16 protein-coding genes are annotated in these 24,054 nt (G+C 69.7%); 6 read left to right on the top strand and 10 right to left on the bottom strand.

What is annotated here, in order from left to right; genetic code table 11:
• The first annotated feature begins 358 nt into the window (after positions 1-358).
• The 4 genes from ACQP10_RS08945 to ACQP10_RS08930 all read left to right on the top strand — a co-directional run bounded on the left by ACQP10_RS08945 (position 359) and on the right by ACQP10_RS08930 (position 4,017).
• Entirely contained in the window at positions 359-1,588 is a 1,230-nt protein-coding gene (locus tag ACQP10_RS08945; RefSeq protein ID WP_433541195.1) for an MFS transporter, read from the top strand.
• A 102-nt stretch (positions 1,589-1,690) separates the two neighbouring features.
• Positions 1,691-2,377: a thioesterase II family protein gene (locus ACQP10_RS08940; RefSeq protein ID WP_346020819.1), complete on the top strand. Its 687-nt coding sequence runs from the start codon at positions 1,691-1,693 to the stop codon at positions 2,375-2,377.
• A 50-nt stretch (positions 2,378-2,427) separates the two neighbouring features.
• Complete coding sequence (locus ACQP10_RS08935; protein WP_433541194.1) at positions 2,428-3,408, top strand: TauD/TfdA family dioxygenase; 981 nt, start codon at positions 2,428-2,430, stop codon at positions 3,406-3,408.
• A gap of 399 nt (positions 3,409-3,807) precedes the next feature.
• Positions 3,808-4,017 (top strand): hypothetical protein, encoded by a 210-nt coding sequence (locus ACQP10_RS08930; protein ID WP_346020821.1) that lies wholly within the window; start codon positions 3,808-3,810, stop codon positions 4,015-4,017.
• A gap of 210 nt (positions 4,018-4,227) precedes the next feature.
• On the opposite strand, the gene ACQP10_RS08925 is transcribed toward ACQP10_RS08930, so the two are convergent.
• The 9 genes from ACQP10_RS08925 to ACQP10_RS08885 all read right to left on the bottom strand — a co-directional run bounded on the left by ACQP10_RS08925 (position 4,228) and on the right by ACQP10_RS08885 (position 17,684).
• Positions 4,228-5,931 (bottom strand): ABC transporter family substrate-binding protein, encoded by a 1,704-nt coding sequence (locus ACQP10_RS08925; protein ID WP_433541193.1) that lies wholly within the window; start codon positions 5,929-5,931, stop codon positions 4,228-4,230.
• 22 nt (positions 5,932-5,953) lie between these two features.
• Positions 5,954-8,014 carry an ABC transporter ATP-binding protein gene (locus tag ACQP10_RS08920; RefSeq protein ID WP_179819027.1) on the bottom strand — a complete coding sequence of 687 codons (2,061 nt, stop codon included), beginning with the start codon at positions 8,012-8,014 and terminating at the stop codon, positions 5,954-5,956.
• Complete coding sequence (locus tag ACQP10_RS08915) at positions 8,011-8,850, bottom strand: ABC transporter permease (protein WP_346020823.1); 840 nt, start codon at positions 8,848-8,850, stop codon at positions 8,011-8,013. The genes ACQP10_RS08920 and ACQP10_RS08915 overlap by 4 nt, the downstream gene beginning before the upstream one ends.
• A gap of 1 nt (position 8,851) precedes the next feature.
• Complete coding sequence (locus ACQP10_RS08910; protein ID WP_179819029.1) at positions 8,852-9,826, bottom strand: ABC transporter permease; 975 nt, start codon at positions 9,824-9,826, stop codon at positions 8,852-8,854.
• A 407-nt stretch (positions 9,827-10,233) separates the two neighbouring features.
• Positions 10,234-11,460 carry a saccharopine dehydrogenase family protein gene (locus ACQP10_RS08905; protein WP_346020824.1) on the bottom strand — a complete coding sequence of 409 codons (1,227 nt, stop codon included), beginning with the start codon at positions 11,458-11,460 and terminating at the stop codon, positions 10,234-10,236.
• Positions 11,461-11,743: 283 nt separating this feature from the next.
• Positions 11,744-13,042: an extracellular solute-binding protein gene (locus tag ACQP10_RS08900; RefSeq protein WP_433541192.1), complete on the bottom strand. Its 1,299-nt coding sequence runs from the start codon at positions 13,040-13,042 to the stop codon at positions 11,744-11,746.
• A 141-nt stretch (positions 13,043-13,183) separates the two neighbouring features.
• Entirely contained in the window at positions 13,184-14,689 is a 1,506-nt protein-coding gene (locus ACQP10_RS08895) for a CoA-acylating methylmalonate-semialdehyde dehydrogenase (protein ID WP_346020826.1), read from the bottom strand.
• Positions 14,686-15,987, bottom strand: a complete 1,302-nt coding sequence (locus ACQP10_RS08890; RefSeq protein WP_179819033.1) for an aspartate aminotransferase family protein — start codon at positions 15,985-15,987, stop codon at positions 14,686-14,688. Before ACQP10_RS08890 ends, ACQP10_RS08895 begins: the two co-directional genes overlap by 4 nt.
• A gap of 185 nt (positions 15,988-16,172) precedes the next feature.
• On the bottom strand, positions 16,173-17,684 hold the full coding sequence (locus ACQP10_RS08885; protein WP_346020827.1) for an MFS transporter: 1,512 nt from the start codon (positions 17,682-17,684) through the stop codon (positions 16,173-16,175).
• A 54-nt stretch (positions 17,685-17,738) separates the two neighbouring features.
• On the opposite strand from ACQP10_RS08885, the gene ACQP10_RS08880 reads away from it, so the two are divergent.
• Entirely contained in the window at positions 17,739-18,467 is a 729-nt protein-coding gene (locus tag ACQP10_RS08880; protein WP_346020828.1) for a TetR/AcrR family transcriptional regulator C-terminal domain-containing protein, read from the top strand.
• 120 nt (positions 18,468-18,587) lie between these two features.
• Entirely contained in the window at positions 18,588-19,349 is a 762-nt protein-coding gene (locus ACQP10_RS08875) for a hemerythrin domain-containing protein (protein WP_433541191.1), read from the top strand.
• Between the two features lie 77 nt (positions 19,350-19,426).
• Here the strand turns inward: ACQP10_RS08875 and ACQP10_RS08870 are convergent, their stop codons facing one another.
• Positions 19,427-23,962 (bottom strand): HAMP domain-containing protein, encoded by a 4,536-nt coding sequence (locus ACQP10_RS08870; RefSeq protein WP_346020960.1) that lies wholly within the window; start codon positions 23,960-23,962, stop codon positions 19,427-19,429.
• Between the last annotated feature and the right edge of the window lie 92 nt (positions 23,963-24,054).

Genomic DNA, 24,054 nt, shown 5'->3' with positions numbered 1-24,054 from the left:
AGTAAGGCGAGCCGTGTCCGCACCTGGGTCTCCATGAGCCGTGCCCCGGTGGCGCGGGTGCGCGTGCGTCCGGCGGAAAGCCCACTCACCTCGATCCCCTAAGGGTTGGGGTATTTATCCGCCCGGCCGGAACGCTCGACCCTCCGAATTCGACCGAGACGCCTTCGGCCCGGTTTGATCAATAGCATCCGGTAGAGGTAATTTGGAAAGCGAAAATGGAGCGCCTGCGCCTCCGTCGGCCCGGCCGCCGGCGGTTCGTTGATGCGGTCGACCGAATCCTCGTCGACTGATTCGCCGTTGCCTGTCCCGGAATTTTCCAGAAAACCGCAGCACGAACCGAAGGATGTAAAACAAGAAAATGGAAGATGAAGCGGAACGGCAGCGAGCCGAGGCTACGTATGGATCGGTTCTGCGCCTTCCCGGCGCTCTCCGTGCGTTTACGGCGGCGGTCGTCGGCCGCCTCTCCTACGCCATGATCCCTCTTGCCCTCCTCTTCGGCGTGGAGGAGGCCACCGACTCGTTCGCGGCGGCCGGAACGACCCTGGGAGCCTTCTCCATCGCGAGCCTCACCGCTCCGGTCAAGTCTCGGTTCGTCGACCGCTACGGGCAGCGCAAGGTGTTGATCCCCTTGGCCTGTGCCTACGGCGTAGTCGTCTGCCTGCTGGCCTTGGCGGTCTCCCAGAAGACGGTTTCAGCCGTTGTCTATGTCGTACTGGGCGCGTTGGTGGGAATCTGTGCGCCGCCTCTGGGACCGGCGACCCGTGCGGTCTGGGCCGCCCTCACCCCGACTCTGGACGCCCGCCAGCGCGCGTACAGTCTTGACACCGTCGCGGAGGAAGTCCTGTTCGCCATCGGGCCGGTCGTCACCGGAGCTTTGATCGCCTCTGTCGGAGCGGCGGTCTCGATGGTCGTGACGGGCGTGCTCCTGCTCGTCGGCACGGTGGGGCTGGCGACTTCCCCCGCCGCTCAGGCCCTCGGCGCGGAGCGGGACGTCCGGCGCGCGACCTGGCTTGGTCCATTCACCTCCGGCGGCTTCGTTCTCGTGGTCGTCATCGTCCTGGGGCTCGGCGCGGGACTGGGGCCGATCGAGGTGGTCGTCGTCGCCAGGGCCGACGCCGCGGGAAACCCCGCCGCCGCAGGCGTTCTCCTGGCGGTGCTGGCCGTGGGGAGTGGGCTGGGAGGACTGCTGTGGGGGCACATCCGTCACACACGACGGCTGTCCACCCAGCTGGCGGGCTTGCTGGCGGTCGTGGCCGGTGCGACGGCGGTCACGGGCCTCGTCTCCGGTCTCATCCCGCTTGGCGTATGTCTGGCTTTAACGGGAGTGACGATCGCACCTGCGCTGATCGTGACCTATCTGGCGGTGGACACCATCGTTTCCGATGCCAATCGCACCGAGGCCACCACGTGGGTGAACACCGCCAACAACGTCGGCGTGGCCATTAGCGCGGCGGCCGCAGGCGTCATCGTCGAGGTGGCGTCTCCCGGATGGGCCCTGCTGGCGGGCGCCGCCCTCCTTGCCGCGCTACTCATCGTTCTCCTCGGGTTCAGGCGGGTTCTGGACAGTGAAGCGGTTGCCGTCGACTGAGACTCCCTTGCCCTCAAGCGCGGGACCGCGGCCTGTCCGATCCCACGGATCAAAATGCGGAACGGAGGTGACGGGATGGGGTGGCCGGACATTTTCGTGCCCATGACGGCTCCACGAGAGATTTCGGTGGATCTGGTGGTCGTTCCCTGTGCCGGCGGCGGACCCAGTGAATTCCGCGGCTGGCGGACGAGCCTTCCGGCCGATTGGAGGTTGACCTCGGTGTGCCTGCCCGGACGTGGCCCGCGGTTCGGCGAACCCTTCGAGGTGGATCTATCGGCGACCGCGGACAGGATCTCCGAGGCCGTCACGGAAGTGCTACGCCCTGATGGTCGCGTCCTGCTCCTGGGACACAGCATGGGCGCCATCCTGGCGTTCGAGGCGGCCGTACGCCTCAATCCGCTGGGACTCGCGGTCTGCGGCTCACCGCCCCCGGAGAGATTGCAGAGCTACCCCCCGGATGACGTCGACTGGGACGAGGAGATCCGATCCCTCGTCACCGATGAAGACATCCCAGAGCAACTGATGACCGAACTCGTCCGGCTCTCCACATCGGTCATATCCGCGGATCTGGCCATGCTCGATGCTTACCGATGGAGCGGAGGCCGGACCTCATGTGACATCTGGGCCTTTTATGGCGAAGAGGATTACCTGCAGCCTGAACCTTGGGCAGGTCAGACCGACGGGATGACCGATGTGACGGTTGTCCCCGGCGGCCACTATTTCGTCAGGGACGTCCCCGGGCGAATCATGGGTGAACTCAAGGCGCGCCTCGCGGCCGGCGGCGCCTGACCACCGCCGCCAGGAAAAATCAGTAGGTGATGAGAGTTGAGGACGGACACATGCCTGAAGTAACGGAGTTCGGCGTGGCCCGGAGAGCGGGCTCATACTTCGCGGAAGCCGTGAGACGTCTGGCCCCGGCCGACATGGCGGGCGATTTCTTACGCAAAGACAGTGGCGTCCTACCGCCGGAGCTCTCCCGATGGCTGAAGGAGATGATTGACATTCCTGATCCCGATCACGGATTCCTCGTGATACGCGGGCTCTTCGATGAGTTCGCCGATCCGGGGCCGACGCCATTGCACTGGTCGCAGAATAATGAGCGGCGGACCGCCGAGCATGACATCGGGCTCATAACGGTGGCGGCGACATTGGGATCCGTGTTCGGGTGGACGAATCAACAGGACGGGAGGATCGTGCACGACATCCTGCCCAGTCCCGGACATGAGAACATGCAGGTGGGAGCCAGCAGCGCCGTTCCGCTCGCGTGGCATACGGAGGACGGCTTCCATCCGGAACGGGCCGATCTCCTGCTCTTGCTGTGTCTGAGAAATCCAGATGGAGTGGGTACGAGGCTGGCCAACATCCGACATGCAGATATCGGTGATGCCGACCTCGTCCTGCTTGAAGAACCCTTGCTGGTGATCGAACCGGATGACAGCTATGGGGATGCCACCGATCGATCCGCGCCGCCCGTCGGCATGGCCACGGTCTGGGCACGAAACGATGGGCCATGCGTCCGGTACGACCCGTCGTACACGCGCATGCTGACGGATGACGGGTGCTTTCTCGAAGCGTACGGAAAGCTAGGCGCGGCATTTGAGGAATGCGGACGTACAGTATCGCTGGACCCCGGCGACCTGCTGATCGTGGACAACGACACGGTTGTCCACGGGCGGGTGGCTTTCCGCCCTCGATACGACGGTACCGATCGGTGGCTCAAACGCGTTCTGGTCCGGACCTCACGTCCCCGGCCGGCGCGTGAATCACTCGAACATGGCTACATGCAGGTTCGCGTACCACTGGGTGAACAGGGTCGGTAGCATTCCCGCATTTTGCGACGTTCAGGATCGCCCTGCGCCAAGGGGAAAGCGTGTCGCTCCCGGCGGCCGGGTCGAGGCCCCTTCGCCTTCGTGGCGCGCCGCCGTCTCACCTCCTCGGCCGGCAGGATCCACCGGACGTGAGACCGATGGACACCGACGCCCGTCCCGGACGGCATCGGTTCGCGTGTCCATGGCCCGGGAGGAGCGCAGCACTGACTTGATGCCAGGTGCCCCTTTTGCTGCCATATGACATGCGCGCGGGACGTGATTTAACCCCCCCTTGGCCCACAGTACGACGATCACGGGAGGCCACGGCGTTATAACGGTTGCGATACGAGATCGCAGATCACGACCGGAGGCGCGATGAGCCGGCGGCCGACCAGAGGGGGGCAGGGCTCCATGACCTTCGACCCCGAGGGCCTGACCCGCACCCAGCGGGAGGGCGACGCCTGCGTGGTCTGCCACAAGAAGTGGCCGCGCCCGCGCATCAGGATCGGGCGACTGCCCGACGAGGCGGCCCTGTTCGCCTGCCCGGAGTGCGCCGACGCGCTGCTGCAGGACCCGAGAGAGAACGTCCGCCCGCTGCCCCGCCGCGCGGCCTTCTTCTAGAGCCCCCGTGTTTCCGGGCCCCCTCCCGCCTCCCTCCGTACCCGTGGGCGGCCGCGCCGCGACCGGAGTGCCCGCCGTACCGGGTTCGTGTCCGAAGAGGACCGCGGAAGGGTCGCGAGAAGGGCCGTGAAAAGGGCCGTGCCCTCCCCCGCCGGAGTGGGGAAGGGCACGGAGAGACGGTCCTGCGCCGGTGTCACCGGGCGGTGGCGCCTACTTGGTGAAGCCGATCTTCGTCCAGTCCTTGTCGGCGTAGCCGAACGAACCGTAGTTCGCCAGGTTCTTCTTGGCGGCGTGGATGTCGGGGCGCTGGTACATCGGGAGGGTGTGCACCTCGTCCCAGATCAGCTTGTCGGCCTGGTTGCCCAGCTCCATGGCCTTGGCCGGGTCCATCTCGCCGCCCGCCTGCTCGATGACCTTGTCGAGCTCGGGGGTGCCGATGCGCGGGAAGTTGCTGCCGTAGTTGTCAGGGCCGGTCGGCGTCTTGTAGATCTGCGACAGGCCGTTCAGCGGGAACGGCGTGCCCAGCCACGAGAACGGCGTGATGTCGAAGTTGCCGGGGATGATGAAGTCGTCGAAGAACTTGTCACCCGGCACCGGCTCGACGGTGACCTTGACGCCGACCTCCTTCAGCATCGCCTGGGTGAGCTCACCCTCCTGCTTGGACAGCGCCAGGTCGGCCGGGACGATGAAGCGGAGGTTGAGCTCCTTGCCGTCCTTCTTGCGGTACTCGCCCTCCTGCTTCCAGCCGGCGGCGTCCAGCAGCTGCTTGGCCTTCTCCGGGTTGTACTTGCCGAGGTCCCCGGAGTTGTCCACATAACCCTTCTGGGTGTTCATGTAGACGTGGTTGTTGAGGAGCTGGATCGGCCAGTCCATGTCCTTGAGGTCGGACTGGGCGATGGCCTCGCGGTTGATGCCCAGCACGATGGCCTGGCGGACCGACTTGTCCTTCAGCTGCTCCGAGGAGCCGTTGATGGTGAAGTGGCGCCAGTTCGGGGCCGCCGCCTTGCGGATGTCGACGTTCGGCACCTCCTTGGCCCGCTTGAGGTCCGCGGCGTTCGCCGGGATCTCCACCGCGTCGATCTCGCCGTTGGCGAAGGCGCCGATCATGGCGGTCGCGTCGATGGCCCGGAAGATGACCTTGTCGAGCTTGGGCTTCTGGCCCCACCACTTGTCGTCACGGACGAGGGTGGCGGTCTTGGCGGTCTGGTCCATGGACTCGACCTTGAACGGGCCGGCGGTGACCGGGATCTTGTCGATCCAGCCCTTGTTGAAGTGCTCGGGCGTGTCGTTCGTCGAGGCCGGGTAGAGCGGCGAGAACATGCCCTTCCAGTCGGGGAAGTTCTTGGCGAAGGTGACCACCACCTCCTTGTCGGAGGCGCCCTTCTCCACCGACTCGACGCGCTCGTAACCCTCGGTCGAGGAGACCTGGTACTTCTTGTTCTCGCCGTTCAGCGCCTTCCACTGGGCGGCGAAGTCCTTGTAGGTGATCGGCGTGCCGTCCGACCAGGTCGCCTTCTCGTTGATCTTGTAGGTGACGACCTGCTTGCCGCTACCGAGGTCCATCTTCCACTCGGTGACGTAGTTCGGGTTGTTGGTGACCTCGGCCTTGTCGTCGGCGATGCCGATCAGCGGCATCAGCGGCTCGATCACGTCGTCGGTGCTGGCGTTGGTGCCGTTCACCTGGTTGTAGTTCCACTGCTCCTGCCACTGGCTGAGGCCGAGCTTCACCACGCCGCCGTCGGCGACCTGCTCGTAGGAGACCGGGTTGATCGTGCTGCCGGGCAGCGCGGCGGCCTGCTCCTGAGCGGCCTGGCTCGACTCGGCCTTCGGCTTGTCGCCGCTGCCGCCGCCGCAGGCGGTGAGGGCCATGGCCAGGAGCGCGGCTCCGGCTGCGGCCTTGTAACCAACCTTCACGTGTTCCTCCATCGGGGATTCTTCAGGAGACCGCGGTCTCGGGTACCTCGGTCACCTCGGGGTAGTGGCAGGCGGCGCCGTGATCGGCGGCGGGCGCGAGCCGGGTGACAATGGGCTCTTCGGTGTCGCACCGCCGCGCGTCCTCGGCGCTGAGCCGGGCGCGCTTGGGGCAGCGGGTGCGGAACCGGCAGGCCGACGGCGGCGATGCCGGGCTGGGCAGGTCGCCCTCCAGCAGGATCCGCTCGCGCGAGCGCTCCAGGTTCGGGTCGGGCAGCGGGATGGCCGACAGCAGCGCCCGCGTGTAGGGATGGGCGGGCCTGGCGTAGACCTCCTCGACCGCTCCGATCTCGGCGATCTTGCCGAGGTACATCACGGCCACCCGGTCGGCGATGTGCCGGACCACCGACAGGTCGTGGGCGACGAAGAGGTAGGACAGGCCGAGCTTGACCTTCAGGTCCTCCAGCAGGTTGATCACACCCGCCTGGATGGACACGTCCAGTGCCGACACCGGCTCGTCCAGCACGATCAGCTTCGGCTCCAGCGCCAGGGCGCGGGCGATGCCGATGCGCTGGCGCTGGCCGCCGGAGAAGTTCTGCGGGTAGCGCTCGGCGTGGGACGGCTCCAGGCCGACCAGGGTGAGCAGCTCGGCGACCCGGGCCGGCACGTCCTTGCGGCCGTGCGCGCGCAGCGGCTCGGCGAGGATGTCACCGACCGGCATCCTGGGGTCGAGCGCGGCCATCGGGTCCTGGAAGACGATCTGCAGGTCCCGGCGGAGCGCGGTGCGCTCGCCCCGGCCCAGCTTGGCGCTGTCCTTGCCCAGCACGACGACCGTGCCGTCCTGGGGCGCCTCCAGCTGCATGATCTGCTGCAGGGTGGTGGTCTTGCCGCAGCCCGACTCGCCGACCAGGCCCAGCGTCTCGCCCTCGGCGATGTCGAAGCTGATGCCGTCCACCGCGTGCACGGTGCCGACCCGGCGCTTGAACACCGCGCCCTTCATGAGCGGGTAGTGCCGGATCAGATCCTCGACCTTGAGCACGGTCTCCCGCTCGGCACGCGGCCGGGAGGCCTCCGTCTCGGCGGGAGGTTCGGGAACCGGGTAGATCGTGGCGCCGTCGAGGTTCTTCAGCTCGATCTCGTGCGCGCGGATGCAGGCCGCCCGGCGGCTGCCGGGGCCCACCGGCTCCAGCTCGGGCTCGCCGTCGTCGCAGGCGTCCACCTTCATCGGGCAGCGCGGCGCGAACGGGCAGCCCGGCGGCAGCGCGGCCGGCGAGGGCGGGTTGCCCTCGATCGGGATCAGCCGCGCCGACGGGCGGTCCATCCGCGGGATCGAGGCGAGCAGCCCCATCGTGTACGGCATGCGCGGGCGGTAGTAGATCTCGTCCACGCCGCCCAGCTCGACCGGCCGGCCGGCGTACATGACCAGCACCCGGTCGGCCAGGCCCGCGACGACCCCCAGGTCATGGGTGATCATCACGATGCCCGCGCCGGTCTCCCGCTGCGCGGTCTTGAGCACCTCCAGCACCTGGGCCTGGATGGTGACGTCGAGCGCGGTGGTCGGCTCGTCGCAGATCAGCACGTCGGGGTCGTTGGCGATGGCCATGGCGATCATCGCGCGCTGGCGCATGCCGCCGGAGAACTCGTGCGGGAACGCCTTGGCCCGGACGTCCGGGTGCGGGATGCCGACCAGGTCCAGCAGCTCGACGGCCCGCTTGGCGGCCTTGTCCTTGCCGACCTTCTGGTGGATCCGCACCGCCTCGGCGATCTGGGCGCCGATGGTGTAGACGGGGGTGAAGGCTGACAGCGGGTCCTGGAAGATCATGCCGATGGACTTGCCACGGAGCCGGGTGAGCTCCTCCTCCGGCATGCCGATCAGCTCCTGGCCGTGGAGCTTGACCGAGCCGCTGATCTCGGCGCCCTCGGGCAGCAGGCCCATCACGGCCAGCGAGGTCACCGACTTTCCGGAACCCGACTCGCCGACGATGCCGAGCACTTCGCCCCGGGCGAGCTGGTAGCTCACGCCCCGGACGGCCTTGATACCGCCGCGGAAGGTGACGTTGAGGTCGTTCACCTCGAGAATCGTCATGAGTTGCTCCCCGGGTCGAGCGCGTCGCGCAGGCCGTCGCCGATGAGGTTGACGCTGAGCACCAGCAGCACGAGCAGGCCGGACGGGAAGAGGAAGAGCCAGGAGTAACCCGGGACCTTGTCACTTCCCGCCGCGATCAGCGTGCCGAGCGAGACGTCGGGCGGCTGGACGCCGAACCCGAAGAACGACAGCCCGGCCTCGCCGATGATCGCGGCGCTCACGTTCAGCGTGGCGTCGATGATCAGCAGGGAGGAGAGGTTCGGCACGACGTGCCGGATGATGATCTTCCAGCCGGGGATGCCCATGTAGCGGGCGGCCAGGATGTACTCCCGCTCCCGCAGGGAGAGCGTCATGCTCCGCACCACCCGGGAGGTGATCATCCAGGAGAACGCGGCCAGCAGGAGCACGAACCAGAGCCAGGAGCCGCCCCTGAGGTTCGGCGAGACGATCGCGATGATCAGGAAGCTGGGCAGCACGAGCAGCAGGTCCGCGCCCCACATCAGCGCCTTGTCCAGCCAGCCGCCGAAGTAGCCGGCCGAGGCGCCGACGAGCGCGGCGAGACCGGTGGAGATGAGGGCGACGAGGAAGCCGATGACGATCGACTTCTGCATGCCGTGCAGGGTCACCGCGTAGACGTCCTGGCCGATCTGGGTGGTGCCCCACCAGTGCTTCTCCGAGGGCGGCTCCATGAACGCCGTGAAGTCCTTATCCAGCCAGTCGTGCGGGCCGAAGTACGGGCCGACGTAGGCCAGGAGCAGGAGCACCAGCAACGCGATCAGGCCGTAGCGGGTCTGCCGGTTGCGCAGCATGCGGGCGAAAACGACCTTGGAACGCATCTCAGCTCACCCGCACCCGGGGGTCGAGGGCCGCCACGATGAAGTCCGACAGCAGTCCCGCGAAGAGCACGCACACGGCGGCGAACAGGTTCACCGCGGCGACCGCGTTGGTGTCGTTCTGCTGGATCGAGTCCACCAGCCAGGCGCCCATGCCGTTCCAGCCGAAGATCTTCTCGGTGAAGATCGCGCCGGTCAGCAGCGTGCCGAAGGTGAAGGCGAAGTAGGTCGCGGCCGGCACCAGCGCGGTCCGCAGCGCGTGCTTGAGCAGCGCCGCCTTGCGGCTGAGGCCCTTGGCCCGGGCGGTGCGGACGAAGTCCTGGCCCAGCACGTCCAGCATCATGTTGCGCTGGATGCGGCTGTAGAAGGCGATCTGCCCGAGGCACAGGGAGATGGTCGGCAGGATCAGGTGGTTGAGCCGGCTGAGCGTCTGGTCCCAGCCGCTCAGCCCCGGGGTGTACTCGCCGGTGTACTCCAGCTTGGTGCCCAGCAGCTCGTTCATCCCGACCGCTCCGATGGTGAGCATCTTCGCCATCACGAAGACCGGGACCGCCATGATGACGAAGGCCGCCACACCGATGACCCGGTCGCTGACCCGGTACTGTCTGATCGCTGCGAAGGCCCCGACGGCCACGCCTATCCCCGAGCCGAGGACCGTGCCGATGAGCAGCAGCCGCAGGCTGACGCCGATCCGGCGGCCCATCTCGTCGTTGACCGACTTGCCCTGCCAGGTCTTGCCGAGATCGCCGGTGACGACGCCGGAGACCCAGGTGACATAGCGCTCGAAGACGGGCTTCTTGTCGTTGAGGTTGTAGTCGTCCAGCGTCGAGTCGATGACGGCTTCCGCCACCGGTGGCTGACGGCCTTCGTACTTCGCCCTGGGGTTGAGACTGGTCGCGGCGAGGAAGTACGCCATGCTCGCGGCGATCGCCACCAGCAGGACGTTGCTGACCAGCCGCTTCAGCAGGTAGGCGCCCATCGTCCTCCCCTCATATATCGCCCGGGAACGCGAGGGACGGCGGCGGTTCACCGCGCGGTGGACAGCACCTGATCCCACTTAGCGCATGGTTGATCCCGCTATGTCTCTTTTAATGCGGGATGAGCGAAACCATACCTGGGGGTCGTGATTAGAACCGACGGTGGGGGGTAACGATCCGGATTCGAGATGTCCAGATCTTGTGACACATAGTCGTCATCGCAGGTCAGAGCCTCGCCGTCACCGTCTCCGAGCGCCGTCCGGCCCCGGGCACGCCGAAGAGGCGGCCCCGGAGACCGGGACCGCCTCGGTGCGCGGAAGCCGTACGGCGGGACCATCGCGGCCCGCACCAGCCGTACGGCGGAGCCGCCTCCGCCCGCGCGAGCCGTACGGCGGGACCGCCGGATGGCTCAGGCGGGCTGGAGCGCCGCCGCGAGCTGGTCGCGCATGCCCCACGGGGAGCCGTAGTCTCCCAGCAGGTCCAGGAACGGCACCGCGTCGAACGCCTCGGGGCCCAGCACCCCGGAGCCGGTCCAGACGCCGGTGGCCAGCAGCTCCAGCGCGACCACCGGGTGCAGGGCGGTCTGCCAGACCACGGCCTGGCAGCCGTACTCCCGCATCGACCACTCGTTGTCGACCACGTGGTACAGGTAGACTTCGCGCGGCTCGCCGTCCTTGCCGACACCCTTGACCCACGTGCCCGCGCAGGTCTTGCCGCGCATCCGGTCGCCGAGGGTGGCCGGGTCGGGGAGGCTGGCGGCGACCACGTCACGGGGCGAGGTCTCGACGCCACCGACGCGGATCTTGCCGGCGTTGTCCAGGCCGAGCTTGTGCAGGGTCTTCAGCACCCCGATGAACTCCTCGCCCAGGCCGTACTTGAACGTCACACGCCTGGCGTCGACCCAGCGCGGGACGAGCAGCACCTCCTCGTGCTCGACGTTCACGCACTCCACCGGGCCGATGCCCTCGGGGAAGTCGAACACCTCCGGCTCACTGAAAGGCTCGGTGGTGCGCCAGCCGCCGTCCTCCCAGATGACCGGCGGGTTGAGGCACTCCTCGATGGTGGTCCAGATCGAGAAGGTCGGCGCGAAGTCGTAGCCGTCCACCACCAGGTTGGCCCCGTCGCGGATCCCGATCTCGTCGATGCTCTCGAAGAGGTGGTCGGCGGCGTAGCGGGCGAACACGTCGGCCAGGCCCGGCTCGACCCCCATGCCGACCAGGGCCAGCAGGCCCCGGTCGCGCCAGGCGCCGTCCAGCGCGAACTGCTCGTCGCCCAGCTTCACCCCGGGCAGCTCGTACGGCCGCTGGGGGTGGGGGCGCGACAACGACATGGCCATGTCCAGGTAGTGCGCGCCGGCGTTCAGCGCGGCCCGGAACAGGGGCATGGTGAAACGCGGATCCACGGCGTTGAAGAGCACGTCGCAGCGGTGCTCGGCCAGGGCCGCCTCCACCGCGGCCTGGTCGGAGGCGTCCAGCGTGATGGCGCTGAACCGCGGATCGGCGACCCTGGCCACCGCGGCGGCGGCCCGGCTCTGTTGGGAGTCGGCCACCACGATGTGTTCGAAGAAATGTCGGCGCGCGGCGATCGGGACGACGGCGGACCCGACGCCGCCGGCTCCCACAAGGAGGATTCTCATGGCCCGATCCTACTCACTGACTGGTCAACCAGCCAATAGCGAAGGCACAAATTAGCCACTGAATCCATCGTTGATCACGAGTAGAACCGCGGAAACCGTGGCGATCCGACTCCATGGCAGACATGCCTGGGGACCCGCCTGATGGGCGCGCCCGGGGACGAGGCGGGCGCTCCGGGGGTCGGGGGAAACGCCCGGAGCGCCCCTGACGGGCCACACCCGGCGGGGGACGGGCGCGCCCGCGGCTCGTCAGGCGCGGGTCACCGGCGGGTCACGGGGAGGCCGGTCATTCCACCAGGTCCTTCCACCGCTTCGTCCAGTCGGTGTAGTCAGTGCATTCCCCGCCCGCGCCGCCGCAATCCTTCGACGGGCGAACGGCAAAGAAGACGCGCTTCAGCCACGCCGCGTCCCCGGCGTGGTGGGCGTCGCAGACGCGCCGCGCCTCGCCGCCGCACGCCTTGGAGTTCGCCGGGGCGAGGCCGGTCCAGGCCGCGGCCGCGCGCTGCGCCTTCGGCGAGGTGATCCAGTCGAGCCACCGGTAGGCGCAGTTCGGGCTGGCGGCGCCGGAGGAGAGCATCCAGGAGTCGGCCCACCCGGTCATCGGCGCGTCATCGAGCGCCTTCACCGGGCGGCCCGCCCGCGCGAAGAGGTCGGCGTGGTACGGCAGGGCCCCGCCGAGCCGTACCCGGTCCGTCGCGAAGGCCCGGATCACGTCCAGGGAGTCGCGCCAGTAGACCCGGCCGGGTCCGTCGTGCCGGGAGACCAGTTCCACGGCCGCGTCGAGCTGCTCCGGCGTGAGCTGGAACGGGTCGTCGATCTTCAGGTCCGGCCGCGTCTCCTTCAGCGCGAGCGCGGCCCCGGCGAGGCTCATCGGGGTGTCCCTGATCGCCACCTGCTCGTCGTCGTAGAGGTCCTGCGGCCCCTTCGGCCGCTCGCCCCGGTAGAGGACCTCGTCGGCGCTCCACAGGTACGGCACGCCGAAGACCTCCTTCCCCCGCCGCGTCGAGGGCAGCTCGCGCAGCCGCTCCGGAACGTCCTTGTAGGAGGCGAGGAGGCCGGTGTCGATCGGCGCGACCTTCCCCTCGGCGACCAGTTGCCCGGCCAGCTCGGGCGGGGGCGAGACGACGTCGTAGGACCCCGGCCGGAACTTCGCCGCCATCTCCTCCGCCGACCGCACCCGGTCCAGCCGGACGACCCGGCAACCGGTGCTGTTCTCGAAGGATGAGACCCAGTCGACCCCGGTCAGGGTCGTGCCGTACTCGACGTGGCCCTGGAAGGTGAGCACCCGCAGGACGCCCTCGCCCTTGCCGACCGAGGCCGAGGGCTTCGGCGACGGGCTCCGGTCGTCCGGGCCGCCGGTCGCCCCGGGGCCCGGGGTGGCATCGCGGCCCGGTGTCGCGGTGGACGCCGGGGAGGGCGAGCCGGTGGACGCGGGCGCGGCGTTCCGGGCGGGGACCGCGCCCGCGGTCCCGGCGGAGGTCATGCTCCCGGCGGAGGTCACGGTGCCCGCCGCCACGCACGCGGCCAGCGCCAGGCCGCCTGCCAGCGCGCCCCGGCGTGTACGGCGCGGCCCGTCACTGCCCACGAATAAGTCCCCTTACCGACGCGTCGACATCTGTGCGGAGCCTACCCGCCCGCGCCCGGCCCGGCGGGGACTCGCGGGCGAGTCCCCGCCGGCGCCCCGGGCCCGGGTCCGTCCCGTCCGCCGTGCCCGGCGGACGGGGTCTCAGGCGTTGGTGGGGAAGCCGAGGTTGACGCCGCCGTGGCTGGGATCGAGCCAGCGGGAGGTGACGACCTTGCCCCGGGTGTAGAAGTGCACGCCCTCGGTGCCGTGGACGTGGGTGTCACCGAAGAGCGACGCCTTCCAGCCGCCGAAGCTGTAGAAGGCCATCGGCACCGGGATCGGCACGTTGATGCCGATCATGCCGACCTCCACCTCGTTCTGGAAACGCCGGGCGGCGCCGCCGTCGTTGGTGAAGATCGCTGTGCCGTTGCCGTACTCGCCGTCGTTGATCAGTCGTAGACCCTCGGCGTAGGAGGAGACCCGCACGATCGCCAGGACGGGGCCGAAGATCTCCTCGGTGTGCACCCGGGAGCCGGCCGGGACGTGGTCGAGCAGCGTGGGCCCGAGCCAGAAGCCGGGGGTGTCGGCGGCGGCGCCGCCGCCCAGGATCGGGGTGCGGCGGCCGTCGATGACGAGCTTGGCGCCCTCGGCCACGCCCAGGTCGAGATAGGAGGCGACCTTGTCGCGGTGCACCTCGGTGACCAGCGGGCCCATCTGGGAGGCGGGGTCGTCGCCGGGGCCGACGGTCAGCTTCTCGACCCGGGAGACGATCTTGTCGACCAGTTCGTCGCCGACCGGGTCGACGGCCAGCACGACGGAGATCGCCATGCACCGCTCGCCGGCCGAGCCGAAGCCCGCCGACACCGCCGCGTCGGCCACCAGGTCGAGGTCGGCGTCGGGCAGCACGAGCATGTGGTTCTTGGCGCCGCCGAGCGCCTGGACCCGCTTGCCGTGCGCGGTGCCGGCCTCGTAGACGTACCGGGCGATCGGGGTGGAGCCGACGAAGGAGACCGCGCGCACGTCCGGATGCTCCAGCAGCCGGTCCACCGCCGCCTTGTCGCCCTGGACGACGTTGAAGACGCCGTCGGGCAGGCCCGCCTCCTTCCACAGCTCGGCCATCAGCAGCGACGCCGACGGGTCGCGCTCGGAGGGCTTGAGGACGAAGGTGTTGCCGCAGGCGATCGCGATCGGGAACATCCACATCGGCACCATGGCCGGGAAGTTGAACGGGGTGATCCCGGCGACCACGCCCAGCGGCTGGCGGATGGAGTAGGAGTCGACCCGGGTGGAGACGCCCTCGGAGAAGCCGCCCTTGAGCAGGTGCGGAATGCCGCAGGCGAACTCCACGACCTCCAGGCCGCGGGCCACCTCGCCCAGGGCGTCGGAGTGGACCTTGCCGTGCTCGGCGGAGATGAGCCGGGCGAGCTCGTCGCGGTTGGCGTGCATCAGCTCGCGGAAGCGGAACAGCACCCGCGACCGCTTGACCAGCGAGGCGTCCCGCCACGCCGGGTAGGCCGCGGCGGCCGCGGCCACGGCGGCGTCGACCTCGGCGACCGACGCCAGGTGGACCCGTCCGCTGACCTCGCCCGTCGCCGGGTCGAAGACGTCGGCGGTACGGCCGGAGCCCTCGACCTCGGCTCCGCCGATCCAGTGGGTGATGTTCTTCACGACGAGACGACCTCTGCGTTGATGACTTCGAGTGCGTTGACGATGATCCCGAGGCCCTCGGCGGCCTCGTCCATGGTCAGGGTGAGCGGCGGGGCCATGCGCAGCACGTTGCCGTGCAGGCCGCCCTTGCCGGCGAGGAGGCCGGCCTTCTTGGTCTCCTCCATGAACCGGGCCGCCAGCGCCGGGGAGGGCTCGCCGGTGGCCGGGTCGACCAGCTCGACGGCGAACATCAGGCCCTTGCCGCGGATGTCGCCGACGACCGGCAGCCGCGGCGCGGCCTCGCGGAGCCCGTCGATGATCAGGGTGCCGGTGCGGGCGGCGTTGGCCTGCAGGTCATGGTCGAGGACGTAGTCGAGGGTCGCGTTGGCGGCGGCCATGGAGATCGGGTTGCCGCCGAAGGTGGCCAGGCCGACCGCGTGCAGGCCGTCCATGAGGTCGCCGCGGGCCACGACGCCGCCGACCGCGAAGCCGTTCCCCAGCCCCTTGGCGAACGTCATCATGTCGGGCGTGACGCCGTGGTTGGCGATGCCGAAGAACGCCGAGCCGGTACGGCCCCAGCCGGTCTGCACCTCGTCGGAGATGAACAGGATGCCCTCGGCGTCGAGGACCTCCTTGTAGGCGGCGAACAGCCCGTCGGGCGCCATGGTGAAGCCGCCCACACCCTGGATCGGCTCGGCGATCAGCGCGGCCACGTCGCCGCCGACGGACGTGGCGAGCACGTGCCGCAGGTCCTCGACGCACGCGGCGATGTAGTCGGCGTCCGACATCCCGCGGAACTGGGCCAGGTGCCGGTCCGCGCCGTGCAGGAAGTGGACGTTCAGCGGCGACAGCGAGCTGTTCTTCCAGGAACGGTTGCTGGTGACGCTGACCGCGCCGAAGGAGCGGCCGTGGTAGCTCTGCCGCATGGCGAGCACCTGGTCCGACCTGCGGGCGTAGGTCGCCAGCAGCAGCGCGGTCTCGTTGGCCTCGGTCCCGGAGTTGGTGAAGAAGACCTTGGCGTTCTCGATGCCGGACAGCCGGGCGATCTTCTCGGCGAGCTCGACCTGACCGCGCAGCAGGTACACCGTCGAGGTGTGCACGACGCCGGTCGCGAGCTGGCGTTCCACGGCCTCCCGTACCTCGGCCACGTCGTAGCCGATCATGTTGGTGAGGATGCCCGCGAAGAAGTCGAGGTAGCTCTTGCCCGAGGCGTCGACGACCCGGTTGCCCTTGCCGCCGACGATCTCGATGGGCTCGTTGTAGTAAAGGGACAGCCAGTTGGGCATTACCGCCCGGTGGCGCGCGAGAAGGTCCGACATACGTCGAGTATCCCTGTTTCCGAACCCCTCTCCCACGGGCAACCTGTCGGGACATTCCGACCTGACCCGTCACTGTGTAAAACCCGCCGCCCCGGCCCCGCCGTCCCGGCCGCCCCCGCCTGTTTCCGGAGGCGGGTGGGCGGTCCGGGGTGGCCAGGGCGGTCCAGGGTGGGCGGTGTCCGGCGTCAGCCGCCCGCCTCCACGAGGCCGGGCCGCTCGGCCGGCGCCGCCGGGGCCGCCGGGCGCAGCATCACGAACGCCAGGACGGCGGCGGCGAGGGTGAAGGCGACCCCCACCCAGGAGCCGAAGGTCATCGCCGACACGAAGGACTCCCGGGCGGTCCGCGCCAGCCCGGGGTCACCGAGTCGCAGCGCCACGGCCACGGAGTCGCGGGCCGCGGCGGGCGCCGACTCCGGCATGGACGAGCGGTAGACCCCGGCCAGCACGCTGCCGAGCACGGCCACGCTCAGCGCCATGCCGACCTGCTGGACGGTGTCGTTGAGAGCCGACCCGACGCCGGCGTGCTGGGGCGGAACGGCGCCCATCAGCGTCGCGTAGACGGCGGGCCCGGCGACACCGGCGCCGACGCCCATGAGCATCAGGCCCGTGATCAGCAGGCCGTATCCGGTGTCGGCGGTCATGAAGGCGAGGACGCCGAACCCGAGGGCCATCACGGCCAGGCCCACCGCCGCCAGCGTGCGGCTGCTGATCTTCTGGCCGAGCCCCGCGCCCAGGATGTTGAAGACCGCGGCGGCCACGGCGTACGGCAGCAGCGCCAGCCCGGCCTTCATCGCCCCGTATCCCAGCACGAACTGGAGGTACTGGGTGAGCATCAGCAGCAGGGCGCCCGTGCCGAACGACATCAGCACGATGGAGAACGACGAGCCGCTGAAGTTCCGGTCGCGGAACAGCTCCAGCGGCAGCATCGGATGAGCGCTGCGGCGCTCCCAGAGCACGAACCCGCCGAGCGCCAGCACGGCCAGGACGGCGGCGGTGAGCACCTCGGGCGAGGTCCAGCCCCTGGACGGCGAGGAGATGACGGCGTAGACCAGCGCGGTCATGCCGGTGGCCGACAGCAGCACGCCGGGAGGGTCGAGCCGGCGGGCGGGGCCGCGCGACTCGGGCATCAGCAGCGCGGCGGCGACGACGGCGAGCACCGCGACCGGCACGTTGATCAGGAAGATCGATCCCCACCAGTAGTGCTCCAGCAGGAAGCCGCCCAGCGTGGGACCGGCGATGACGCCGACCATCGCCACCGCGCTCCAGGCGGCGATGGCCTTGCGGCGCTCGGCGTCGTCGAAGACGGTGATCAGGATCGACAGGGTGCTCGGCATCAGGATCGAGCCCCCGACACCCATCAGCGCGCGGGCCGCGACCAGCTGCCAGGGCTCGGTGACCAGCACCGCCACCAGCGACGCGCCGCCGAACAGCAGCAGGCCGATGATCAGGAAGCGCCTGCGGCCGTAGCGGTCGGACAGGCTGCCCGCGGTGAGCAGCAGCCCGGCGAAGACCAGGACGTAGGCGTCGATGATCCACTGGATGTCGGCGGGGGTGGCCCCCAGGTCTCTCATCAGGGACGGGATGGCGAGGTTCAGCACCGTGTTGTCGACGACGAGGACGAGGAGGCTCAGACAGAGCACGCCCAGGATCCACCAGCGACGGGGGTGCGGCTCGGCTCGTACGGTGTGCGATTCCACTCGCACACCGTACGACAAAATCGTACGGTGTGCGATTCCTTTTATGCTGGAGGGGTGAACCAGCCCTTCAGCTCCGTCTGGACCCGCGAGCCGCGGCCCGCCAGGAGCGCGACCCTCAGCCGGGCCCAGATCGTCCGGGCGGCCATAGAGCTGCTCGACACCGAGGGCCTCGACGCGCTCAGCATGCGCCGCCTGGGCGCCAAGCTCGGGTCCGGGGCCACGAGCATCTACTGGCACGTGGCCAACAAGGACGAGCTGCTGGAGCTCGCCGTGGACGAGGTCTACGGCAGGATCACCCTCCCCGGCGAGGACACGGCCTGGCGCGAGGCCGTCTCGGTCTTCGCCCACAGCATGCGCGCCGTCCTTCTGGAACACCCCTGGGCGGCCGTCCTCCTGGGGTCCAGGCCTTCCCTCGGCCCCAACGCCGTCGCGCTGGTGGCCGGGCTGATGAAGGTGTGCCGGCGGGCCGGGTTCGCGGGCATGGCGGCGGACCACGCCTGGTCCACGCTGCTGGCCTTCGTGCTCGGCGCCACCACGCCCGAGATCGCCTGGCGCGCCGCCCTCGGCTCCACCGGGATGAGCGATCCGGAGCTGATGAAGGCGACGCACAGCGTGGCGGAGGACGCCGTCCGCGGCCACCCCGACCTGGCCGCGCACTACGCCCTGTACAAGGACGTGGACATCGAGGCCGGCCGCGCCGCCGCCTTCGACTTCGGCCTGGCCTGCGTGATCGACGGCCTCCAGGCCCGCCTGGACCGCGGGGACGCGCCGCCGTCCGGCTGAGGACGGCCGAAGCATTACCCAGGCCGCGGCGTGGCGCCGTGACACCCGGGAAGAAACCCGACCACGCCCCGGGTGGGTGGCGGCACGGCGATCGATCACGGCGAGGCGGTGACGGCAGGAATGGACGTCGTTGGAGATTCCCCGTCCCCGGCGGTGCGCCGCCGTGACCTCCTCGGCCTGCCCGTCCTGGCGCTCGGAGCCGCGGCCGACCCGCGAACGGCGGCCCGGGCGGACGGAGCGGACCCGTCCCCCGCGCCGGGAGGACCCTCCGGGGAGGAGACCGGGAGCCCGGAGGAGGTGCCGGTCACACCGCCGGAGGACCTGATGCGCGAGCACGGCGTCCTCAAGCGCGTCCTGCTGGTCTACCGCGAGGGGATGCGGCGGATCGGCCGCGGCGAACGCGTGCCGTCCCGGGAGCTGCACGAGGGGGCCCGCGTCATCCGCGAGTTCATCGAGCAGTACCACGAGGAGAACGAGGAGAAGCACGTCTTCCCCCGGCTGCGGCAGGCCGGGCGGCTCACCGGCACCGTGGACACGCTCCAGCTCCAGCACCAGCGGGGCCGTGTCCTGACCGGCCGGATCCTGAGGGCCACCGGCCCGTCCGGGGCGCCGGGCGCATGGACCCGCCGCCGCCTGGTCGCCGACATGGCGGCGTTCGTCCGGATGTACGAACCGCACGAGGCCCGCGAGGACACCGTCGTCTTCCCCGCCTTCCGCGACCTCCTTCCGCCCCGGGAACTGCTCGAGCTGAGCGAGGTCTTCGAGGAGGACGAGCACCGCCGCTTCGGCCCCAACGGCTTCGCCGACATGGTGAACCGGGTCGCCGACATCGAGAAGAACCTCGGCATCCACGACCTGGCCCGGTTCACCCCCCGGGTGTGAGCGGCCCGCGGATCCTCCGTCCCGGCCGTGCGCACGGGCAGCCGTACGGCGGGACGGGGAGTCCGCGGAAGCGGAACCTACAGGCCCATCCACTGCTGGATGCGGAAGATCAGCTCCTGGGCGTCGACCGGCTTGGTGACGTAGTCGCTGGCTCCCGCCGCCAGGGTCTTCTCCCGGTCGCCGTGCATGGCCTTGGCGGTCACCGCGATGATCGGCAGGCCGGCGAAGCGCGGCATCTTCCGGATGGCCGCGGTGGCGGCGTAGCCGTCCATCTCCGGCATCATGATGTCCATCAGGACGAGGTCGACGTCCTCGTTGCGTGAGAGCACCTCGATGCCCCGGCGGCCGTTCTCGGCGTAGAGCACCTGCATGCCGTGCAGCTCCAGGATGTTGGTCAGCGCGAAGACGTTGCGCACGTCGTCGTCGATGACCAGGACCTTGCGGTTCACCAGCATGGCGTCCGCGCCCTCCATCGCCTGGGGGGGCTCCTCCGGGCTGGACTGCACCAGCGGCAGCACGTCGCCGGGCTCGTGCGCCGACAGGTGCAGGGCGATGCGCTCGCGCAGCTCGTCGAGACTGGGGATGCGCTCCAGCGGCTGGGTGCTGGAGCGTCCCTTGAGGAGGTTCTCCTGCGGCCTGGTGAGGGTGCGGGTGTGGTGGGCGAGCACCGGCAGCTCCCGCAGGGCCGGGTCCTCGTCGAGCAACCGCAGGAACTCCGCCGCCCCGTCCTGCCGCATGCCCAGGTCGAGCACGATGCAGTGGTGGCCGGCGCCCTTCAGGATGTCGATCGCGGCGGCCGGGTCGCCGGCGGTGGAGACCACGACCGGTCCGTGGGTGGCGCTCAGGTCGGCGACGACGCTCTCGGCGAGCTGGGAGAGCAGGCCGTTGGGCCTGGACTCCACCACCAGCAGCCGGCGCCCCTCCGTCCCCTGCGCCGCGCCGGCCACGGGCGCGGATCCGATCTCGGCCGTCTCCAGGGCGGGCCGGTCGCCGGGTGCGGGAAGGGAGGCGGTCCGGGCGGCCTCGACGGCGGCCGGCCCGGCCGTGCCGGGCGCGACACCGGCGATCGGCAGCAGGAGGCTGAAGGTGCTGCCCTCGCCGAGGGCGCTGACCGCCCGGATCTCACCGTTGAACAGCGCGGCGATCTCCCGGCTGATCGACAGGCCCAGCCCGGTGCCGCCGTACTTGCGGCTGGTCGTGCCGTCGGCCTGCTGGAAGGCGTCGAAGATCTGCGAGAGGTTCTCCTTGGCGATGCCGATGCCGGTGTCGGCGACGTGGAAGGCGAGCACGTCCTGCCCCGGGACCCCCAGGATCTCGGTGTCGGCCAGCCGCTCGATGCGCAGCCCGACCGACCCCGCCTCGGTGAACTTCACCGCGTTGGACAGCAGGTTGCGCAGCACCTGCCGGAGCCTCTGCTCGTCCACCAGCAGCTCCTCCGGCACGTCCGGGGCGACGGTCACGTCGAACCTGAGGCCCTTCTCCGTGGTCAGCGGGCGGAAGGTCGCCTCGACGTAGTCGAGGAGCTGGCGCAGGTCCAGCGACTCCAGCGTGATGTTCATCTTCCCGGCCTCGATCTTGGACAGGTCGAGGATGTCGTTGATGAGCTGGAGCAGGTCGGTGCCCGCCGAGTGGATGACGTTGGCGTACTCCACCTGCTTGGCGGTCAGGTTGCGGGCCGGGTTCTGGGCCAGGAGCTGGGCGAGGATGAGCAGCGAGTTGAGCGGGGTGCGCAGCTCGTGGCTCATGTTGGCCAGGAACTCGCTCTTGTACTTCGAGGCAAGCGCGAGCTGCTTGGCGCGGTCCTCCAGTTCCTGGCGGGCCTGCTCGATCTCCTTGTTCTTCGTCTCGATGTCGCGGTTCTGCCGGGCCAGCAGCTCGGCCTTCTCCTCCAGCTCGGCGTTGGAGCGCTGCAGCTCCTCCTGGCCGATCCGGAGCTCGACCGCGAGCCGCTGCGACTCGGCCAGCAGGGAGTCGGTCCGGGCGTTGGCGACGATCGTGCTGACGTTGACGCCGATGGTCCCGGCGAGCTGCTCCAGGAAGGCCCGGTGCACCTTCGTGAAGCGATTGAGGCTCGCCAGCTCTATCACACCGAGCACCTGGTCCTCGACGACGATCGGCAGCATGATGAGGCCGACCGGGGTGGCCGCGCCGAGACTGGAGGCGATGGTGAGATATCCCGGCGCGACGTCCTCCACCAGGATGGGCCGCCTGGACAGCGCGGCCTGCCCGACGAGCGAGTCGCCGAAACGGTGCCGGCGATCGGTCTCCCGGTGCCCGTAGCCGCCGACCACCCGCAGCTCGGGGCCGTCGGGCGTCTCCTCGGCCAGCAGGAACGTGCCGTACTGGGCCGAGACCAGCGGGGCCAGCTCGTTCATCACCAGCTCGGCCACGACGGCGAGGTCGCGGTGGCCCTGCATGAGACCGGAGATGCGGGCCAGATTCGACTTCAGCCAGTCCTGCTCCTGGTTGGCCAGGGTGGTCTCCCGCAGGGACTTCACCATGGAGTTGATGTTGTCCTTGAGCTCGGCCACCTCGCCGGAGGCGTCCACGGTGATCGAGCGGGTCAGGTCGCCCGAGGTCACCGCGCTGGTCACCTCGGCGATGGCGCGGACCTGGCGGGTCAGGTTGCCGGCCAGCTCGTTGACGTTCTCGGTCAGCCGCTTCCAGGTGCCGGAGACGCCCTCCACCTCGGCCTGGCCGCCCAGCCGGCCCTCGCTGCCCACCTCGCGCGCCACCCGCGTCACCTCGGCCGCGAACGACGACAGCTGGTCCACCATCGTGTTGATCGTCGTCTTCAGCTCCAGGATCTCGCCCCGGGCGTCGACGTCGATCTTCTTGGTCAGGTCGCCCTGGGCGACCGCCGTGGTGACCTGCGCGATGTTGCGGACCTGGTTGGTCAGGTTGTTGGCCATCGAGTTGACGTTGTCGGTGAGGTCCTTCCAGGTGCCGGCCACGTTGGGCACCCGGGCCTGGCCGCCCAGCTGTCCCTCGGTGCCCACCTCGCGGGCCACCCGCGTCACCTCGTCGGCGAAGGCGCTCAGCGTGTCGACCATGGTGTTGATGGTCTGCGCGAGCGCGGCGACCTCGCCCTTCGCCTCCACCGTGATCCTCTGCGACAGGTCGCCGCGGGCCACCGCCGTGGCCACCTGGGCGATCGAACGCACCTGGCCGGTGAGGTTGCTCGCCATGACGTTGACGTTGTCGGTGAGGTCCTTCCAGGTGCCGGAGACGCCCCGGACCGTGGCCTGCCCGCCGAGGTTGCCCTCGGTGCCCACCTCGCGGGCCACCCGTGTCACCTCGTCGGCGAAGGCCGAGAGCTGGTCCACCATCGTGTTGATGGTCTCCTTCAGCTCCAGGATCTCGCCCCGGGCGTCCACCCGGATCTTCTGTGACAGATCGCCGCGGGCCACCGCCGTGGTGACCTCGGCGATCGAGCGAACCTGCGCGGTGAGGTTGTCGGCCATGACGTTGACCGACTCGGTGAGCGCCTTCCAGGTGCCGGAGACGCCCTTGACGTCGGCCTGACCGCCCAACCGCCCCTCGGTGCCCACCTCGCGCGCCACCCGCGTCACCTCGTCGGCGAACGACGACAGCTGGTCCACCATCGTGTTGATGGTGCTCTTCAGCTCCAGGATCTCGCCGCGCGCCGAGACCGTGATCTTCTGCGACAGGTCGCCGCGGGCGACCGCCGTGGCCACCTGCGAGATGTTGCGGACCTGGTCGGTGAGGTTGCCCGCCATGTAGTTCACCGAGTCGGTGAGGTCGCGCCAGGTGCCGGAGACGCCCTTGACGTCGGCCTGACCGCCAAGCCGCCCCTCGGTGCCCACCTCACGGGCCACCCGCGTCACCTCGTCGGCGAACGACGACAGCTGGTCCACCATCGTGTTGATGGTGCTCTTCAGCTCCAGGATCTCGCCCCGGGCGTCCACGGTGATCTTCTGCGACAGGTCTCCCCGCGCCACCGCCGTGGTGACCTGGGCGATCGAGCGGACCTGGTCGGTGAGGTTGCCCGCCATGAAGTTCACCGAGTCGGTGAGGTCGCGCCAGGTGCCCGCGACGCCCTTGACGTCGGCCTGACCGCCAAGCCGCCCCTCGGTGCCCACCTCGCGCGCCACCCGCGTCACCTCGTCGGCGAACGACGACAGCTGGTCCACCATCGTGTTGAGGGTGTTCTTCAGCTCCAGGATCTCGCCCCGGACGTCCACGGTGATCTTCTGCGACAGGTCGCCGTTGGCCACGGCGGTCGCGACCTGGGCGATGTCGCGGACCTGGTCGGTGAGGTTGCCCGCCATGGCGTTGACCGAGTCGGTGAGGTCCTTCCACGTGCCGGAGACGCCCGGCACCTCGGCCTGGCCGCCCAGCTGCCCCTCGGTGCCCACCTCGCGGGCCACCCGCGTCACCTCCGAGGTGAACAGGGAGAGCTGGTCCACCATGCCGTTGAACACGGTGGCGATCTCCTTGAGCAGCCCGTCGCCGTCGTCCGGCAGCCGCGTCCCGAAGTCGCCGTCACGCACCGCCGTGAGACCGGCGAGCAGCTGGCGGAGGTCCGGGTCCTCCACGCCGGAGGCGCCCCGGGCCGCTCCGCGGCCGTCGGTGCCGGGGGTCTCAACCATGTTCACCATCGCCTCTTCTGCCAGTTCCGCCGGGGGGGTCAAGCGACCTCAGGCCCTATGGGTACCACACCGTCGTATCCCGGATACGGGTA

Source organism: Streptosporangium sandarakinum, from assembly GCF_050942225.1.
GTDB lineage: Bacteria > Actinomycetota > Actinomycetes > Streptosporangiales > Streptosporangiaceae > Streptosporangium > Streptosporangium nondiastaticum.
This window is presented reverse-complemented; position numbering and strand designations above follow the sequence as displayed.

Coding starts and splice junctions, on each gene's coding strand:
- ACQP10_RS08945 (WP_433541195.1), top strand. CDS start 359: ATGGAAGATGAAGCGGAACGGCAGCGAGCCGAGGCTACGTATGGATCG.
- ACQP10_RS08940 (WP_346020819.1), top strand. CDS start 1,691: ATGACGGCTCCACGAGAGATTTCGGTGGATCTGGTGGTCGTTCCCTGT.
- ACQP10_RS08935 (WP_433541194.1), top strand. CDS start 2,428: ATGCCTGAAGTAACGGAGTTCGGCGTGGCCCGGAGAGCGGGCTCATAC.
- ACQP10_RS08930 (WP_346020821.1), top strand. CDS start 3,808: ATGACCTTCGACCCCGAGGGCCTGACCCGCACCCAGCGGGAGGGCGAC.
- ACQP10_RS08920 (WP_179819027.1), bottom strand. CDS start 8,014: ATGACGATTCTCGAGGTGAACGACCTCAACGTCACCTTCCGCGGCGGT.
- ACQP10_RS08915 (WP_346020823.1), bottom strand. CDS start 8,850: ATGCGTTCCAAGGTCGTTTTCGCCCGCATGCTGCGCAACCGGCAGACC.
- ACQP10_RS08910 (WP_179819029.1), bottom strand. CDS start 9,826: ATGGGCGCCTACCTGCTGAAGCGGCTGGTCAGCAACGTCCTGCTGGTG.
- ACQP10_RS08905 (WP_346020824.1), bottom strand. CDS start 11,460: ATGAGAATCCTCCTTGTGGGAGCCGGCGGCGTCGGGTCCGCCGTCGTC.
- ACQP10_RS08890 (WP_179819033.1), bottom strand. CDS start 15,987: ATGTCGGACCTTCTCGCGCGCCACCGGGCGGTAATGCCCAACTGGCTG.
- ACQP10_RS08875 (WP_433541191.1), top strand. CDS start 18,588: ATGGACGTCGTTGGAGATTCCCCGTCCCCGGCGGTGCGCCGCCGTGAC.
- ACQP10_RS08870 (WP_346020960.1), bottom strand. CDS start 23,962: ATGGTTGAGACCCCCGGCACCGACGGCCGCGGAGCGGCCCGGGGCGCC.